The 15363-nt window shown below is 64.5% G+C and carries 16 protein-coding genes, 1 tRNA gene and 2 pseudogenes; 3 read left to right on the forward strand and 16 right to left on the reverse strand.

Going from position 1 to position 15363, the window contains the following annotated elements; translation table 11 throughout:
* The first annotated feature begins 138 nt into the window (after positions 1–138).
* The 3 genes and pseudogenes from RCO31_RS25870 (at position 139) to RCO31_RS25880 (ending at position 1626) form a co-directional block, all read left to right on the forward strand.
* The gene (locus RCO31_RS25870; protein ID WP_145640295.1) at positions 139–717 is read left to right on the forward strand and encodes a hypothetical protein; all 579 of its coding nucleotides are present in this window, start codon (positions 139–141) and stop codon (positions 715–717) included.
* Positions 718–773: 56 nt separating this feature from the next.
* A pseudogene (locus tag RCO31_RS25875) lies at positions 774–1120 on the forward strand (DUF3088 domain-containing protein).
* Between the two features lie 191 nt (positions 1121–1311).
* Positions 1312–1626: a hypothetical protein gene (locus RCO31_RS25880; protein ID WP_167520701.1), complete on the forward strand. Its 315-nt coding sequence runs from the start codon at positions 1312–1314 to the stop codon at positions 1624–1626.
* A gap of 50 nt (positions 1627–1676) precedes the next feature.
* On the opposite strand, the gene RCO31_RS25885 is transcribed toward RCO31_RS25880, so the two are convergent.
* The 16 genes and pseudogenes from RCO31_RS25885 to RCO31_RS25960 all read right to left on the reverse strand — a co-directional run bounded on the left by RCO31_RS25885 (position 1677) and on the right by RCO31_RS25960 (position 15327).
* Positions 1677–2954: an NAD(P)/FAD-dependent oxidoreductase gene (locus tag RCO31_RS25885; RefSeq protein ID WP_145640297.1), complete on the reverse strand. Its 1278-nt coding sequence runs from the start codon at positions 2952–2954 to the stop codon at positions 1677–1679.
* An 8-nt stretch (positions 2955–2962) separates the two neighbouring features.
* A pseudogene (locus RCO31_RS25890) lies at positions 2963–3672 on the reverse strand (RibD family protein).
* Between the two features lie 15 nt (positions 3673–3687).
* Complete coding sequence (locus RCO31_RS25895) at positions 3688–4350, reverse strand: FABP family protein (RefSeq protein ID WP_145640299.1); 663 nt, start codon at positions 4348–4350, stop codon at positions 3688–3690.
* Positions 4351–4555: 205 nt separating this feature from the next.
* A complete protein-coding gene (locus RCO31_RS25900; protein WP_167520692.1) occupies positions 4556–5095 on the reverse strand; it encodes a hypothetical protein in 540 nt (179 codons plus the stop codon).
* 146 nt (positions 5096–5241) lie between these two features.
* On the reverse strand, positions 5242–5490 hold the full coding sequence (locus RCO31_RS25905; protein WP_145640301.1) for a hypothetical protein: 249 nt from the start codon (positions 5488–5490) through the stop codon (positions 5242–5244).
* Between the two features lie 252 nt (positions 5491–5742).
* Positions 5743–8370: an EAL domain-containing protein gene (locus tag RCO31_RS25910; protein ID WP_145640303.1), complete on the reverse strand. Its 2628-nt coding sequence runs from the start codon at positions 8368–8370 to the stop codon at positions 5743–5745.
* A 285-nt stretch (positions 8371–8655) separates the two neighbouring features.
* On the reverse strand, positions 8656–9435 hold the full coding sequence (locus RCO31_RS25915) for a DUF2182 domain-containing protein (RefSeq protein ID WP_231088594.1): 780 nt from the start codon (positions 9433–9435) through the stop codon (positions 8656–8658).
* A gap of 59 nt (positions 9436–9494) precedes the next feature.
* Complete coding sequence (locus RCO31_RS25920; protein WP_145640305.1) at positions 9495–10127, reverse strand: DUF1326 domain-containing protein; 633 nt, start codon at positions 10125–10127, stop codon at positions 9495–9497.
* Between the two features lie 242 nt (positions 10128–10369).
* Positions 10370–10445 (reverse strand) — tRNA-Phe (locus RCO31_RS25925).
* 186 nt (positions 10446–10631) lie between these two features.
* Positions 10632–10814: a DNA gyrase inhibitor YacG gene (gene yacG, locus RCO31_RS25930; protein ID WP_145640307.1), complete on the reverse strand. Its 183-nt coding sequence runs from the start codon at positions 10812–10814 to the stop codon at positions 10632–10634.
* 144 nt (positions 10815–10958) lie between these two features.
* On the reverse strand, positions 10959–11591 hold the full coding sequence (locus tag RCO31_RS25935) for a Maf-like protein (RefSeq protein WP_145640309.1): 633 nt from the start codon (positions 11589–11591) through the stop codon (positions 10959–10961).
* Positions 11592–11746: 155 nt separating this feature from the next.
* On the reverse strand, positions 11747–12214 hold the full coding sequence (locus RCO31_RS25940) for a low molecular weight phosphatase family protein (protein ID WP_060734707.1): 468 nt from the start codon (positions 12212–12214) through the stop codon (positions 11747–11749).
* 6 nt (positions 12215–12220) lie between these two features.
* On the reverse strand, positions 12221–12718 hold the full coding sequence (locus RCO31_RS25945; RefSeq protein WP_008543010.1) for a UPF0262 family protein: 498 nt from the start codon (positions 12716–12718) through the stop codon (positions 12221–12223).
* Entirely contained in the window at positions 12715–14010 is a 1296-nt protein-coding gene (gene hisD / locus RCO31_RS25950) for a histidinol dehydrogenase (RefSeq protein WP_145640311.1), read from the reverse strand. The genes RCO31_RS25945 and hisD overlap by 4 nt, the downstream gene beginning before the upstream one ends.
* A 125-nt stretch (positions 14011–14135) precedes the next feature.
* Positions 14136–14585 carry a DUF2948 family protein gene (locus tag RCO31_RS25955; RefSeq protein WP_145640313.1) on the reverse strand — a complete coding sequence of 150 codons (450 nt, stop codon included), beginning with the start codon at positions 14583–14585 and terminating at the stop codon, positions 14136–14138.
* Between the two features lie 82 nt (positions 14586–14667).
* On the reverse strand, positions 14668–15327 hold the full coding sequence (locus RCO31_RS25960) for an NAD(P)H-binding protein (RefSeq protein ID WP_145640315.1): 660 nt from the start codon (positions 15325–15327) through the stop codon (positions 14668–14670).
* Between the last annotated feature and the right edge of the window lie 36 nt (positions 15328–15363).

The raw sequence follows: 15363 nt of genomic DNA on the forward strand, positions 1-15363 counted from the left end.
GATTTCGGCAAATCGCTTTGAGGTGGCGCGGTGGTATTCCAATCGGGTTCAGCAAGAAAAACGGGATCGCAACCAATTTGTGGTTCGATCGTTATCGAACGGAACTTTTCCATGGTTCCCTGGCATGTGAGCCCTCCGATGCGCCTCCGCTGGCCGGTCCTTGGTGTTGCCCTTCTCGCCGTGGCAAGCCCTTGTTTTGCCGAGCCTTCTGCTCCCATCCCGGTCAACAACCCGCCGGCGCAGCAGAACGACTTTATTGACCTGCTGGCGCTGATGTCCGGCCATTGCAAGACGCTGAAGATCGCCGGGCGGACCTTGGCGTGTAGGACGGTAGCCTACGCCCACGGCGATAAGGGCCGGGTCAATTTCGCGGTCGCGGTCGACGATCCCACTGACGCCAATCACGTGGTGTCGTTCTCCGGCGAGAACGGCAAGCGCGCCGACGACAATTCCTATGAGCTGCCGGTCGACCGCATGCTGCTCAACTCCAAGGACCGCCCCAAGGTCGACGGTCTGCCGGTACCGGCGCAGCAGACCTCCACCGGGGTCTGCCGCCAGACCGGTAATTTCGCCGCTAGGAAGGTGAACGACGTCACCTGCTCGGCGACCGACAGCGAGGGCCGCAAATATGAGCTCCTGTTCGTCTCCGATGGCACCCCCGTGAGCGTGCGCCGCATCCGCCAGTCGGCGCCGTCGATCCAGGATCCTTTCAAGTAGCGGCATGCTCTGCCGGCATCAGTGTGTACGATCGTGGTGATGCCACGGGACCAACCATGATGCGCGATCGCCTGTTTCTGCTGCGCCCCGATTTCGAGGATCCCGCCTATCCGGGCCAACGGTTCTATTGCTGGCATTGCGCGCTGATGGAGGGCGTGCTCGCCTCGTTTCCGTCGCTCGCAGCAAGCTCGACGTCGAACGCATCGCCTGGGCGCGGCCGCGGCAAGCCGTGATCGCACTGGTCGGCGAACAGAACCAATTACTGCCGCTGCTCGTGCTGGCGGATGGCGCGACGTCGCAGTACCAGACCGGCAGCCATCAGGGCCGCGCCTTCATCGCCGACAAGGATGCGATTCTCGCCGCGCTCTCCGAGCGCCACGGCTTTCCCGATCCGCATCCGTGAGGGATGCCCGAGATGGTTGCCTCATTCGCGACGAAGTGATGGCGACAACACGCCAGGATGCGGCAATAAACCTCCGCGAGACTCCGTTCATTCACATGAACGTCGCACTCTGCGTCGTTTCGACGCCCGCACTGGCCGGAACGCGCCGGATGCTCATCTGTTGTCACACGACATTCAACTGGAGTGATGACATGAAATATCTCTTTGTCGCGTTTGCCGTCGGTGCTGCGGCGCTCGCCGGCGGATCAGCGGCGAACGCGGCCGGTGGTTCCAGCGCGAAGCAGACCGCGCAGGAAAGCCAGACGACCGACATCAGCGCACACCGCAGGCATCATCATTGGCATGGTCACCGCCATCATTGGCGGCACCATCACAGCCACTACCGGCCCTATTATCGGAGCTATGGGTATTACCCGCGGCACCACGGTTATTACGGCGGCGGTCCGTACGGTTACTACGGCGGTGGTCCCGGCGTGACGTTCAGCTTCGGCGGCGGACGCTGGTAAGCCAGACGCAGCCGAGAGACAGGAGGCCCGCAGAGATGCGGGCCTTTTTCTCATCGCCTCAGCATCATTTCCGCCGTCGCGAGGCCGCTCGCCAGCGCCGCTTCAACCGTGCCCATGTCACGGCCGCGATAGAGCGCTTCTCCGGAAAACAGAATCATCCCGTCGGCGCGCGCAAGAACCGCCTGCGCCTGCCGCGTACGTGGTGTTGCCCAGGAATAGGCGCCGCGGGCGAAGGGATCGTGCGTCCAATTGATCGCCGCCGACGCCATGAGGTCATGTGCAATGACCTCGCGCGGTAGCTTGAAGATGGCGGCGAGCGAATCGAGCCCGGCCGCGATCAGTCCTTGCGGATCAAGACGCGACAGCTCCGCCGTCCGCGGGCCGCCGAACCATCCGGTGAGCAGCGGATGCTGGTCCGGATATCGCGTCCACCACACTGGAATCGTCTCCTCCGAGAGCAGGAAGGTCATGTCGGCGAGATATTCGCCTTGGTCGCGCCACCATGGTCGCGTGAAGCGGAGCAGGATCTTGATGACGTTGCCGAAGCCGATGTCGTCGGCGGCCGCGGCCCTCGCACGCGCGCTCGGCGGCAGCGCGATCTCGCGCAACAGAGGCAGGGGCACGGTGAGGATCGCGCGATCGCCGGCCAGCCCGTCGTCGCCGGCGCAGCGAATCGCCACGGCACCGCCCTCCTCCTCGATCGCCGACACCGTGCAACCGAGCCGGATCGCAACGCCGAGGCAGCGGCATTCGGCCGCCAGAACGTCGATCAGCGCGCCATAGCCGCCCTCGATGCGGGCCTGCGGCGCGTGACCGCCATCCATCCACTCCTCGCGCAGCGCCAACGTCGAGGCGCGCTCGGGGTCTGCCGCGTCATAGCCCTCGACCATGCGCTCGATCGATTGGCGCAGCGGTGCATAGTCCGCTCCGGCAAAATGACGGCGCAGGAAATCGGCCACAGGGAGATCGTCCTTCAAGACCCTGAGCATGGCTTGCAGCTCCGCCCCATGCAGATCGTGGCGGTCTTCGCGTGAAAGGCCCATGCCGTCGAAGCTCCATTGCGTGCCTGCGATCTCCCGGAGGGACAACCCGGCTTCGCGCAGCAAGGCCCGCGTGACCGGCGCCTCGCCATGGACGAACTCGGCGCCGCCATCGGCGGGGTAGCCGAACTGCGAGGCCGACAGCGGATGGATGCGCCCGCCGCAGCGCTCGCGCGCTTCCAGGATGGTCACGCGCCGGCCCGCGCGCGCCAGCTCCCGCGCCGCCGTCAGCCCGGCGGCGCCGGCGCCGGCGCCGACGATGACGATGTGCTCCGATTGTTGCGACATGCCGGCGCTCAACTGGCCCCGGCTTGCGGATCGTTCTGGATCAGATAGCGCAGCAAGAGGACACCGCCGCCGAGCTGACGCGTGCTCTCCAGCGTCATCGCCGCGAGTGGTGCACGCTTGTCGCTGTCCGCTTCCGTCGAGTCGAACACGAAGGGTGCACCCTTCGCGCCGTCGATGGCGGGGCTGAGGATCAGATTGAATTCATCGATGAGGCCGGCGCGCAGGAACGCGCCATTGGCAACGCCGCCGCCCTCCACCAGCAGGCGCTTCACGCCGAATTCGCGGCCGAGGATGTCCAGCGTGAGCGCCAGATCGATCTCGGACTTGCCGGCGAAAATGTAGGACACGCCTTCGCCGCGGAGCCCCGCGAGATGCGAATCCGGCACGCTTTCGGTGAGCACCACGACGATCGGATCGCCGCCGATGTCGGAGCGGCCCCAGCCGATCTTGCCCTGCGCATCGAGAACGACGCCATAGGTTTTCGCATCGCGTCGGACCAACCAGTTTTCGCGCGGAATTTTTCGCGCGCTTCGGTCGGGTACGGCTTGCCCTTGGCAAATTCCGAGCCAGTGACGCGGCCGATCACCCAGGCATCGCCGCCGAGTTCGTCATGGATCTTCTCGAACCAGTCCGTGCCCGCACCCTTCGGCCGCCAGCGGCTCGGATGGGTGCGGCCGTCCAGGCTCGAATGCATGAGACAAACGACGTAAGGCTTCATGTGCTTCTCCGAATCTCAAGCCGCCGACCCACCCGCCTTGGCGCGATCGTTCAGGATCACCGCCAGCGGATTGAGCTTTGGCGGCGCGACCAGCTCGAGCGTGTTGGTGTCGCGGTGATTGAACGGCGCGCCGCGCACGAACAACTCGGTCTGGATCAGATAGGTCCAGCTGCCGTCCTCGTTGAAGCTGATGTCGCAGCGATAGGAATCGGTGCGGAAGGCCTGCTCCAGGAAATCGGTCGAGCAGATCCCGTAAGCGGTGTCGCCGCGCTTCGCGCTGACGGAGATCTTCCTGTCGTCCGGTCCGGCCTTGCCCGAGGCGAGCAGCACCTGCCCGCGCGGGATCGCCAGCGTCTGCATGATCAGCCCGGTCGCCGGCTCCCACAGCCAATAGCCGACCTGGTCGTGGAAGGTGATGTCCTCCTCGGGCGTGTTGATGTGGATGTGATAGCGCAGCCCGTAGAACAGCTGCGGCCCGTTGGCCTGCGGATCGATCGGGTCCATGCGGATACGCTCGATGAAGGTGCGCCGCTCCGGTCCCGCCGCCTTCGGATTGACGTCGATACCCTTGTTCGCCTGCCAGCTGCCAGCCAGCGGGCGAAGCGGGCCGAGATTGGCAAGGCCGTCGGGCGAGACGTGCTCGGGCTCGGTGAAGATGTCGGCAGGAAGGGGAAGCATGGATGTCCTCGCGCAAGACTTACGAGAGCAGCCATAGCATGGAGGCGCGTCTGCGGCTCACGCGCGAGTCTCACAATTGCGAATGGGCTTAGGCGCTACGTGCAGACGGGCGCCGGAGTCGCGGAGCTGGCGAAGATGAGCCGAGCCAGCCTGGTTCGGCTCCGTCGCGATCCGTTAGCTTTCAGCCGCGCTCCGCGCGTCCACTTCAACGCCAGCCCGCCACGATCGCCACGCTGCTGCAATACGCCGATGTCTCGCCCGACCGCCAGCCGGTGAGCCGACCCGCCTCCTTGCACTCGTCATAGCTCTTGTAATTGCCGACGTTGCGGCATGTTGCCGAGTATACGCCGCCCGATACGTTACAGCCGACCCATGGCTTGTCGCCCGACTTGAAGCTCGACTGGCAGCCGCCGACGCAATTGTTCGTGGTGGCGGCGAGCTTGGCAAGCTTCGCGGCCTCGGAGTGCGGTGCGACCGTTGCCTGCGTCGGTGAGATTGCGGCAGACTTGGTACTGCGGCCGACCGCAGAACGCAGTGGCCTGTGAGGCCTCGCGATGTGCTTCGGCGCTTCGACCGTGACGCCAGGAAGCTCGATGTTGGCACCTGCCGGCGTCGGTTGCGACATTGCCGTGCCACCGAGGGAGCACACGAGCAGCGTGATCGATGAGACGGCGAGAGCGGGACGCGCAATCAGGCGTAACGGAAACGTCATGACGATGTCCTTCCCAACAAGAGGACGGTCCATTCCGCCCTCCATGACGAGGATATCGCATTCGCATGAAAGTTGAAGTTGGATCTCCTACAACCAGCCGACAACTCTGGTCCCGCGACAGATCAATCCGGCATCACCGGCGACGTGGCTGACGATGCCGGCGCGACCAAGGACTGCTCTCAAGCCGCTTCCGACATCGATCTCGCGCGCTGCTCGAGCACGCCGATCGTCGACACCAGATTGTCGCGTCGCGCGCGAAGGTTCAGCGCGAGCAGCGGGTATGTCGGCTGACTCGCGTCGAACACCCCGGCTCGGGCTTCTTCCTCGAGAATGTCGGTGTTGATGAGCCGGACGCGCCACCACAGATCCGCGATCAACGCATCGAGTTTGAGTTCGCCAACAGCACCAGAACGGGACACTTCCTGCATCGCTTTGCCTCAATCTGAAACGGGCCTCTCCACTGAGCCCGGCTTTGGTCACGATTGAGCAAGCAGAGTGCCAGACAGGGCGGGGCGATTGGGGGCGGAATCCGCTCCGCACGGTGCGGCCCTTCGGCGCTCAGCGGAAGCTGAACGTGCCAGGGGACCATCACGTCTTGCGTGCTTCCAAGTTGGCTTCACCTGCTCGGCTTTCCTACTCTTAGGCAGCGACGATGATGACAACGCCGGAGGGTATTCAGCTCACGCCGCCCGCCGTTTCCGTCGCGCCGGGGGGGCTTGCCACGACAGGCCAGCGAGCGGCACGGGCTTGCTGAAGTGAAATCCCTGGCCGAGCGGGATGCCGAGTGACTGGAGCCGCTTAACCTGCTCGGAGGCCTCGATCCCCTCGGCGACGATCGAGAGCTTCAAGGTCTTCGCGAGCTGCACGATGGACTTCAGCACGGCGACGGTCTCGCAGCGATCGATCCTGTCGATGAACGATTTGTCGATCTTGACCTTGTCGAAAGGAAAGGCCGTCAAATAGGACAAAGACGAGTATCCGACACCGAAATCGTCGAGGGCAATTGAGACGCCGAGCGCCTTGAGGCGCTGGAGCGTCTTGAGGTTCTCCTCGGTGTCGGCGAGGAATACGCTCTCGGTGATCTCGAGCTCGAGCCGGGTTTGCGGAAGGCCGCTCTGCGCCAACGCAAACGCTACGGTGTCGACCAGATTGGTGCTGGCAAATTGCAGGGCAGAGAGATTGACAGCGACCTTAACGTCGGCCGGCATGCTCATCGCATCGCGGCAGGCCCGGGCAAGCACCTGATTGCCGAGTTCGACGATCAAGCCCCCCGCCTCCGCAACCGCAATGAACTCAGCCGGAGGAATGTAGCCCCTGGTGCGGTGATGCCAGCGCGCCAGGGCTTCGACCGACTTTACCCGGCCGGTGCCGAGCTCGATCACGGGCTGATAAAACACCTCCATCTCATCGCGCCAGATCGCTTCGCGCAGCTCGATCTCGAGCACGTTGCGCTGATCCGCTTCCGCCTTGAGCTCCGCTGAATAGAGGTGGAAGCAGCTGCGGCCGGCATTCTTCGACCTGTAGAGCGCAAGATCGGCGTTGCGAAGGATCTCATCGACCCTGGTACCGTGCTCGGGCACGAGCGCAAGGCCAATGCTACAGCCGATCACGACGGGATGGCCATCGATGTCATAGGGCTCAGCAATGGCCTGGATCAGCCGCTCGGCTAGGCTTGCAGCGCCGTCGCGCGTCGCGGCCACGATCACGGCAAACTCGTCGCCGCCAATTCGCGCCGCCGTGTCGGCATCACGAATCTGCGCCTTGATTCGGTCGGCCACCTGCTTCAGCAACGCGTCGCCGCATTGATGGCCGAGCGCATCATTGACGGACTTGAACTTGTCAAGGTCGAGCAGGAGTACCGCGAACGCAGGCTCCGGCCGGCGCAAGCGGGCCAGCGCCTCGTCGATGCGCTCCTTGAACAGGTTGCGGTTGGCAAGGCCGGTCAGGCTGTCGTAATGCGCCAGCCGCTCGATGCGGTCCGCCGACGCCTTGCGCTCGGTGATGTCCTCATGAGTAGCGACCCAGCCGCCGCCCTCGCGCCGGCCGTAGGAGATGTAGACGACCCGTCCATCGGGAAACTGCACGGTGTTCGAGATCTGCTCCGACCCGGCGAGCCGGTTCTTCAAATCGACGAGATAGGCCTCGACGTCGAGCACGGCGGTCTGTTTTGCGAATACATCCCGGAAATGCATGCCGATCCGAATGTCTTCCGGCAGGAGGCCATAGAGTTCGAGCCATTGCCGGTTGAATGCGATCAGGCGGTCACGGCCATCGAACATGCTCAAGCCCTGGGGGAGATTCCTGAGCGCATCCTCGAACTTGCTGGCAAGATCGCGCCGTTCGCGGTGAGCGCGATCCAGCGCTTGCTGCCGTCGCCAATGGAACGTCGTCGCGGCGAGGATAATGAACGTAAGCAGCAGCGCGCCGCCGAGATAGACCTTCTGCCTAAAGGCGGAGCGAGAATAAATCTCCTGCTCCGAAATGCCGACGGTGAAGATGAGCGGAAAGGCGCGCGACCTGCGCGCCGTGATCAGCCGGTCGCTGCGGTTCGGTCGGTTCTCGTTCCAATATTGCACATAGAAGCCGTCACCGAGCTCGCGCTCAACGCGGCTGGGTGCGCGTTGTCCGAGCACAGAGCCCTGGTCCACGCCCCGGGCGGCGAGCACGACGTAGTTGGCATTTCTGAGCACCAGCGTTCCTCCCACGCCGAGCTTTGCCGTGTCGTAGAACTTGCCGACCACGTCGACGCTGATCGAGCCGACGACCACCCCGGCCGGATTCCGCGCGAGGTCGAACAACTTTCTTGCGAGCTGGATCGTCCATTTGTTCGAGGCCCTTCCCAGCACCGGCTTGGCGACGTAGAGGCGATCGTCCGCTTGCGCCGTGACACTGATGAAGTGCTCCCGGTCGCCAAGATAAAGCGGCGGGCCGGAATAGCCCGCGGTCGTCTCGATCATGTATCCGTCCGATCCGATCAGCGCGAACTGAACCACGTCGCCGGTCGCAATGCGGGCCTTGTCCGACCATGACTTCAAGCTGAAGGTGAGCGGATCCTGGGCGTAGAGCGCTCGTACCACCAGCAATGACTGATCGACGCGCTCGAAGATGCGTTCGGTGTTTTCCTCGAACAGTTCGGCGACGCTGTCGCCGTGCGAGCGCGCCTGCTCGACTGCGTCCGCCCGCTCTGATGAGGTGATCGCGAAGTAGCCGATCCAGACCAGCGGTAGGAAGAATAATGCGACCTGCAGCGGGGCATTGCGCAAGATCGTCTGCGCCGCCCTGCGGATTGCTCTCCCGAGCACCATCATGCCCGCTCCCGCGTCGACCGCAGAGGAAGTACAATGCGCATTGCCGGAAACAGCACCGCCTCTCTCCGTCTCGATTGCACAGGGACGGCCACGGCCGGAAACGGGACGCGGGCCTCTCCCTGGCCCGAAGCTAGTCAAGACATCCTTAAGTTTTGGTTGGAATCAAGCTCAATTCTTGGGCTTGCGACGCCCGTATGATCACGGAGGTTAGCCCGCTATTGAGCAACCGGGCGGTATTTGCATATTGGGCAGGCACTGTTTTTCCCGCGTGGCCGTTGCGCGGCCTCATCCCGCGCGCGCAAGAACAATCGCGCCGGACAGGATGAGGATGCCCCCTGCCGCATAGCTCAATCTTCGGCCGAACGGCAGCAGCTTCTCGCCGGCGACATAGAGCGCGATGCCGATGATCCAGGCCAGGTTCATCACGCCACCGACGAACAGCAATAGCATCAGAAACCAGCAGCAGCCGACGCAGTAGCTGCCGTGGCGAAGTCCCATTCGCAATGCGCCGCGCGTGCCGGGCCGCCAATGTCGGCTGAGAAACAACAGCGGGCTCTCGCAGTAGCGCAGGCACGCCTGCTTGAAAGGCGTGAACTGATAAAGCCCTGCTGCAATCAGAACGCAGCCGCCCAGAAGCGCGCTGGTGCTTGCCATCGCCATCGACAGCAATCCGAAGTGTTCAAACGCTCCTTGCACCAGGACCGCAGCGAGACTGAACCCCGCCCACGTCACGAGATAGCCGGCGAGAAAGATCCAGCTATCGATTGCGGCGCGGGAGGCCGTCTCCTGCTTGCGCTTGGCGGTCGCATACAAGAGAACGGTGGGCGCCGCGCTCGGCGCCATCATCGCGACCATCATCACCCACCACATCACGAACAGCAGCACGCCATAGAACGGCGTCCACGGCATCGGCGCCATGTCCGGCATGTCGGCCATCATCTCGGTGTCCATGCCGGCGCCCGCGGCAAGATAGGCCCAGGCGAGCGCCACCACTGTTACGGTCCCGATCGCGACGATCAGCCGATCGCGGTGTAGCAGGTGTTCCAGTATCGAGCGCCCGTGCATCGACTTGTCCAAGCGATAAGGAGCTGACACCGAGGTTTTGTGTCGGTGTCAGCGCCGTATCATGCGGCAACCCCCTCGGGCGTCTGCACGACATTGGCGAGCGAGCTATGCGTACCCCGGGCCTCGAACAGGATAGCGCCGGTCGAGCGGATGTTGGCGGATGCGACCTCGGCCGCCCGATGTTCGAATCCCTCCGGCATGACCACCTGAATGCGGTGCGGATCACCGGTGACCGGATTCTTGATCGGCTCGACTTCAGTCTCGAGCACGCCCTTGGCAACGAGTTTTGCGACGCGTCCGGCTTTGTCGAAGGAAAACTCGAACGGTGCGAACACCGGATCGTGGATCTTGGTAACGATCATGCTGACGATCTGGAAAAGCGTGCCTTCGGCCGAATGCTTGCCGGAAAAGATATCGAACAACGCCTGACGCTGCTCCGCCGTGGCGCGTTCGTCGATGATGGGCTGGATTGTCCCATTGCCCTCATGCAGCGGCCCTGGGAAATCGACCGTGATCGCAAAGCAGAGACCATCGAGCCTGGTCCCTTCGAAATGTCCCTTGGCGATCCGCATGGCGACCATTCCCTTGCAATAGCCTTGGGTCGGCCGTGCATTGAAATCGCAGGGGCAGCCAAACGCGCAGGTGCAGTTCTTCAACCATTCGCCTTCGAGACGCCAGTCAGACGCAGCCATGGCACATCTCCCAATGTGAGCGGGGACGCGGCAGCCTTGACGATTTGTTCAGCGTTCTATCGAGGCAAAAGGGCGCGAGCGGGATCGAGGTTCGATCAGAAGGCCGGCATCGCAGGAAAAGTATGGTGGCGAGCTGCCGTTTACCGTCCAAGGATCATATCAGCCGCCGCGGGTCACGTATAGCGAACGAGGGTCGTGCCTCAGGAGCAGCCACATCTCACGGACGTCCGACGTCACGGGCATGGTGCCCAGGGGCGGAATCGAACCACCGACACTGCGATTTTCAGTCGCATGCTCTACCAACTGAGCTACCTGGGCGTGCTCGAAGAGAGGGGCCAAAGCCCATCGAGCGGGCGGTTTATAGTGGGCTCGGGGCGGCCTGTCCACCCGGCTTCGCCAAGAGGCTTCGCCGGGCGCGGCCCGGCTGTGCACAAGGTCGGGCGGGGTTTTCGCGGCTGGCGGGCGGAGAGGCGCTCGCTAAGACAAAATATTGATATTATTCATCTATTCCACGTCGTCCACTTCATCGTCGCGGCCGGGGATGACGTAGGAGCCTTTCAGCCAGCGGTTCAGGTCGACGTCGCGGCAGCGCGGCGAGCAAAAGGGACGGGTAGCCTCTGACTGCGGCTTGCCGCAGATCGGGCAGGTTTTGAGCGGGGCGGCGGGCGGTTTGACATGATCGTTCATGGTCGCTGCAGCTTACATTGAGTAGGGCGATTCAAGCGCGTGCCGGCAAACGGGTTCCACCCGCTCCAGCGCGCCGGCATGCGGTAGCGCCATTCTACGGTGCAATGGGGTTGTTTTCGCGATTTGCGCCGCAGGCTTGCCGGCTCACACCGCGGTGGTGGCATTGAGCCAGCCGAAGCGGATCGGAAAGCCCTCGCCGCCGAGCAGCGTGGCGGTCTCGTAGAGCGGCAGCCCGACGACGTTGGTGTAGGAGCCCACCATCTTCACCACGAAAGAGCCGGCGATGCCCTGCACCGCGTAACCGCCGGCTTTGCCGCGCCATTCGCCGGAGCCGATATAGGCCTGGATGTCGTCCTCCGAGAGGCGCTTGAAGCGGACGCGAGTCTCGACCAGGCGCTGGCGGAAGGCCTCGCGCGGCGTGACGAGGCAGATCGCGGTGTAGACGCGGTGGTTGCGGCCCGACAGCAGCCGCAGGCACTGCGCCGCTTCGTCGACGAGGTTCGCCTTGGGCAGGATGCGGCGGCCGACCGCGACAACGGTGTCGGCGGAGAGGATGAAGGCGCCGCGCAGCTCGTCATCCAGCTGCACCGATTTGAGCGCCGCATCGGCCTTGGCCCGGGCGAGCCGGTTGGCGCAGGCGCGCGGCAGCTCGCCCCGCCTCGGCGTCTCGTCGACATCGGCCGGCCGGAGCGCGTCCGGCTCGATGCCGGCCTGGTTGAGCAGCGACAGCCGACGCGGCGAACCGGAGGCAAGTACGAATTTGGGGCGGCCGAGCATCAGGTGATTTGGGGGATGAAGCGGGGTGAATTGCGCGCGGAACCTATCGGAAGGGGGCTGATTTCACAACCCGGGAACCTAAAGGTTTGGTGATTCGAGCTTGCCATCACGCGTGTGCCCTTAGTCTGTGACGCGGGTGTTACGAACGCCGCTTGCTACCCGCTCGCCGCGCCCACCTTCGCGAATCGCCGGCGGATGCGCATCAACAGCTGATCGCAGACCTCGCGATAGGCGGCGAGCTTCTGGTCGCGGCTGCCTTCGATGGTGGTGGGATCCATGGTCGGCCAATATTCGACATCGGCCGCGAGGGTCCGCGTCAGCTCCAGGGCCTTGTGGTGCGCCTCAGGCGACAGCGTGATGATGAGGTCGAAGTTCAACCCCTCCCAGTCCTCCAGCTCCTCGAAGGTCTGCGGCTTGTGGGCGGAGATGTCCTGGCCGAGCTCGGCCATCACGGACACCGCAAACGGATCGAGCTCGCCCTTTCTGGTCCCGGCCGATTTGACGTAGAGCCCTTGCGGAAACATGTGCTGCAACAGGCTCTCGGCCATCGGCGATCGCACGCTGTTCATCGCGCAGGCGAACAGCACGGACTGCGGATTGCTTGCGCGTGGGGGCGCAGCCATCCGCGACTAGCCTTTCCAGTGCAGGACGGTGATGAGCGTGAACAGCCGGCGCGAGGTCTCGAAATCGACCCGCACCTTGCCCTTCAGACGCTCCTGCAGCGTGCGCGATCCCTCGTCATGGATGCCGCGGCGACCCATGTCGATGGCCTCGATCTTGTCCGGCGTCGCGGTGCGGATCGCCTGATAATAGCTGTCGCAGATCATGAAATAGTCCTTCACGATCCGCCGGAACGGCGTCAGCGACAACAGATGCGCGACGACGGGCGTGCCGTCCTCGCGGCGGATGTCGAACATCAGGCGGTTGCCCGTGATGCCGATATGCAGCGTGAACGGGCCCTGCCCCTCCGCGCCGTCGGGCGCGAACAGGTTCTGCTCGATCAGGTCGTAGATCGCAATCGCGCGCTCATGCTCGATGTCCGGGCCGGAACGGCCGATCGAGTCCTCGTCGAGCGTGACGCCGACGATGCGATTGGTCGAGTCGTCCTGTTCGGGCGGCTTTGTCATGACAGATTGAGGCGCAATCCAATCGAGCGCGAATGGGCATCCAGCCCCTCCGCTTGTCCGAGCGTCATCGCGGCAGGGCCGAGCGCACGCAGCTGGTCCGGGCCGCATTTCAGGATCGAGGTGCGCTTCATGAAGTCGTGTACCGATAGGCCTGAGGAGAATCGCGCCGAGCGCGCGGTCGGCAGCACGTGGTTGGAGCCGCCGACATAGTCGCCGATGGCCTCCGGCGTATGAGCGCCGAGGAACACCGCACCGGCGTTGCGGATCTTTGTAGCGAGCGCGTCGGGATCGACAGTCATGATCTCGAGATGCTCGGCGGCGATGGCGTCCGCGAGCGGGATGGCATCGGTCAGATTTCTCACCATGATGATGGCGCCGAAATCGTTCCACGAGGCGCCGGCGATCGCGGCGCGCGGCAGCGTCTTGAGCTGCGCCGCGACCGCCTTCTCGACGTCGGCGGCAAGCCGTGCGGAATCGGTGATCAGGATCGACTGCGCGCTCGCGTCATGCTCGGCCTGCGCCAGCAAGTCTGCCGCGATCCAGTCGGCATTGCCGGTGTCGTCGGCGATGACGAGCACCTCGGAGGGGCCGGCGATCATGTCGATGCCGACCTTGCCGAATACCAGCCGCTTGGCGGCGGCGACATAGGCATTGCCGGGGCCGACGATCTTGGCGACCGGCGCGATGGTCGCGGTGCCGTGCGCGAGCGCGGCCACGGCCTGCGCACCACCGACGCGATAGATCTCGGTGACGCCGCCGAGATGGGCGGCCGCCAGCACCAGCGGGTTGAGCTTGCCGTCAGGCGAAGGCACCACCATGACCAGGCGCGCGACGCCGGCGACCTTGGCGGGCACGGCGTTCATCAGCACCGAGGACGGATAGGCCGCGGTGCCGCCGGGCACATACAGGCCGGCGGATTCGATCGCGGTATAGCGCCAGCCGAGCTCGACGCCGAGCGGGTCAGTGAAGCGCTCGTCCGCCGGAAGCTGACGCCGGTGATAGGTCTCGATGCGGTCGCGCGCGAGCTGGAGCGCGCCCAGCGTCGCGGCATCGCAGGCCTTCGTCGCAGCATCGATCTCGGCGGCGGTGACGCGCAGGGACGCCGCATCCAGCGTCAGCCGGTCGAATTTCTGCGTGGCCTCGAGCAGGGCCGCATCGCCGCGCTTGGCAACGTCGTCAACGATCGCGCGCGCGGCGGCCTCCACATCGGCCGAGACCTCGCGCTTGGCGGCGAGGAAGGCCGAGAATCGCTGGTCAAAATCGGCGCTGCTGCGGTCGAGACGAACGGGCATTTTATGATGGTCTTTTGGCTGGGCTTTTGGAGAGCGGGCTGGCTGACCCGCCCCCCTGCTCAATGGCGCGACGGCCACCCGCCGTCAACCCTTCCACTGCTGTCGCCCCGGCGCTGGGGTCCACCTCACCCCTCCCCCTCGATCCCCACGCCCGTTCCCAGCGCGTCCGCCCCGAGGTCGGTCAGCTCGCATTCCAGGCATTCGACGTCGAGGCGGATGGCGCCGCCCTGGGCAAACAAGAGCAGGGCACTGCCGCCAGGCTCCTCGTTGCGGCCGTCCCGGGGGTGAAATTCGATGCCGACGAGGTCCAGAAGCTTGTCTGGCGCGGCGAGGTCGATATTGCGCGACTTGCAGGCGAGCACGCGGTCGAAGCGGAGCGCGGCAACCAGGCGGCGCGGCTCGGTCTCGCCTTCCAGCGTCTGCTCCCAGTCCAGCCGGCTCATGCCGACGACGAGCCGCTTCTCGTTCTGCCGCCAGATGATGTCGGAGGCCTGGACACGGGCGTCCTGCACATGGGTCGAGATGACCGCGAGATCGTCGGCGTCCAGTGCAATCAGTTTGAGCTGGGGAGACATCGCCGGCGCTCCTCCTTCAGGATGGGGGGACTCAACGCACGCGGGCGCCGAAATTTCCGCGACAAGCTAACGAGGCAGCGGCCTAGAGGCCATTGATATCCTCCATCTCCAGGACTTTCCGCTTATATCCCTCCCGGGCGACGCGGATCATGGCGCGGCCGATCTGCTCGGTCGAGGTCACGAGCGACGGCGCGATCCGGCGCAGCACCGACCAGAGTGGCCAGGTTGCGGTATACACGGCCTGCACCCAGGCGGTTTTGGACCGGGCGCCGTGCAGGGGCTGGATCGCACCGGGCCGGAACATGTAGGCGGCCCTGAACGGCAGCTTGAACAGATCGTTCTCGGTCTTGCCCTTGATCCGCGCCCACATCCGCGAACTCTGCTCGCTGGAATCGGTGCCGGCGCCGGTGACATAGACGAACGTCATCTGCGGATTGAGCTTCGCCAGCGCTGTCGCAGCGGCGAGCGTGAGATCATAGGTCAGGTGACGGTAGCGCTGCTCGCTCATGCCGATCGAGGAGACGCCGAGGCAGAAAAAGCAGGCATCGAAGCCCGTGAGCTCCGCCTCGATCGCCGAATAGTCCGTGAAATCGTCGTGGGTGATCTCGGCCAACTTGGCGTTGCGCACGCCGGTCGGGCTGCGTCCGACCACGAGCACGCGGTCGATGCCGCGATCAACCAGGCATTCGCGCAAGACGCCCTGCCCGACCATACCCGTCGCGCCGAAGACGATGACTTTCATCGGAACGGTCTCATGGGGCTCGCAGCTCCGACCGCG

Origin of the sequence: Bradyrhizobium sp. LHD-71 (assembly GCF_031157255.1) — a bacterium.
Taxonomy (GTDB): Bacteria; Pseudomonadota; Alphaproteobacteria; order Rhizobiales; family Xanthobacteraceae; genus P52-10.

Bases quoted from the DNA above. Each gene is read 5' to 3' on its own strand.
- RCO31_RS25940 (WP_060734707.1), bottom strand. From the start codon at position 12,214: ATGGCTGCGCCCCCACGCGCAAGCAATCCGCAGTCCGTGCTGTTCGCC.
- hisD (WP_145640311.1), bottom strand. From the start codon at position 14,010: ATGCCCGTTCGTCTCGACCGCAGCAGCGCCGATTTTGACCAGCGATTC.
- RCO31_RS25910 (WP_145640303.1), bottom strand. From the start codon at position 8,370: ATGATGGTGCTCGGGAGAGCAATCCGCAGGGCGGCGCAGACGATCTTG.
- RCO31_RS25955 (WP_145640313.1), bottom strand. From the start codon at position 14,585: ATGTCTCCCCAGCTCAAACTGATTGCACTGGACGCCGACGATCTCGCG.
- RCO31_RS25960 (WP_145640315.1), bottom strand. From the start codon at position 15,327: ATGAAAGTCATCGTCTTCGGCGCGACGGGTATGGTCGGGCAGGGCGTC.
- RCO31_RS25900 (WP_167520692.1), bottom strand. From the start codon at position 5,095: ATGGACCGTCCTCTTGTTGGGAAGGACATCGTCATGACGTTTCCGTTA.
- RCO31_RS25935 (WP_145640309.1), bottom strand. From the start codon at position 11,591: ATGCTCGGCCGCCCCAAATTCGTACTTGCCTCCGGTTCGCCGCGTCGG.
- RCO31_RS25915 (WP_231088594.1), bottom strand. From the start codon at position 9,435: ATGCACGGGCGCTCGATACTGGAACACCTGCTACACCGCGATCGGCTG.
- RCO31_RS25885 (WP_145640297.1), bottom strand. From the start codon at position 2,954: ATGTCGCAACAATCGGAGCACATCGTCATCGTCGGCGCCGGCGCCGGC.
- RCO31_RS25880 (WP_167520701.1), top strand. From the start codon at position 1,312: ATGAAATATCTCTTTGTCGCGTTTGCCGTCGGTGCTGCGGCGCTCGCC.
- RCO31_RS25905 (WP_145640301.1), bottom strand. From the start codon at position 5,490: ATGCAGGAAGTGTCCCGTTCTGGTGCTGTTGGCGAACTCAAACTCGAT.
- RCO31_RS25945 (WP_008543010.1), bottom strand. From the start codon at position 12,718: ATGACAAAGCCGCCCGAACAGGACGACTCGACCAATCGCATCGTCGGC.
- RCO31_RS25895 (WP_145640299.1), bottom strand. From the start codon at position 4,350: ATGCTTCCCCTTCCTGCCGACATCTTCACCGAGCCCGAGCACGTCTCG.
- yacG (WP_145640307.1), bottom strand. From the start codon at position 10,814: ATGAACGATCATGTCAAACCGCCCGCCGCCCCGCTCAAAACCTGCCCG.
- RCO31_RS25920 (WP_145640305.1), bottom strand. From the start codon at position 10,127: ATGGCTGCGTCTGACTGGCGTCTCGAAGGCGAATGGTTGAAGAACTGC.
- RCO31_RS25870 (WP_145640295.1), top strand. From the start codon at position 139: ATGCGCCTCCGCTGGCCGGTCCTTGGTGTTGCCCTTCTCGCCGTGGCA.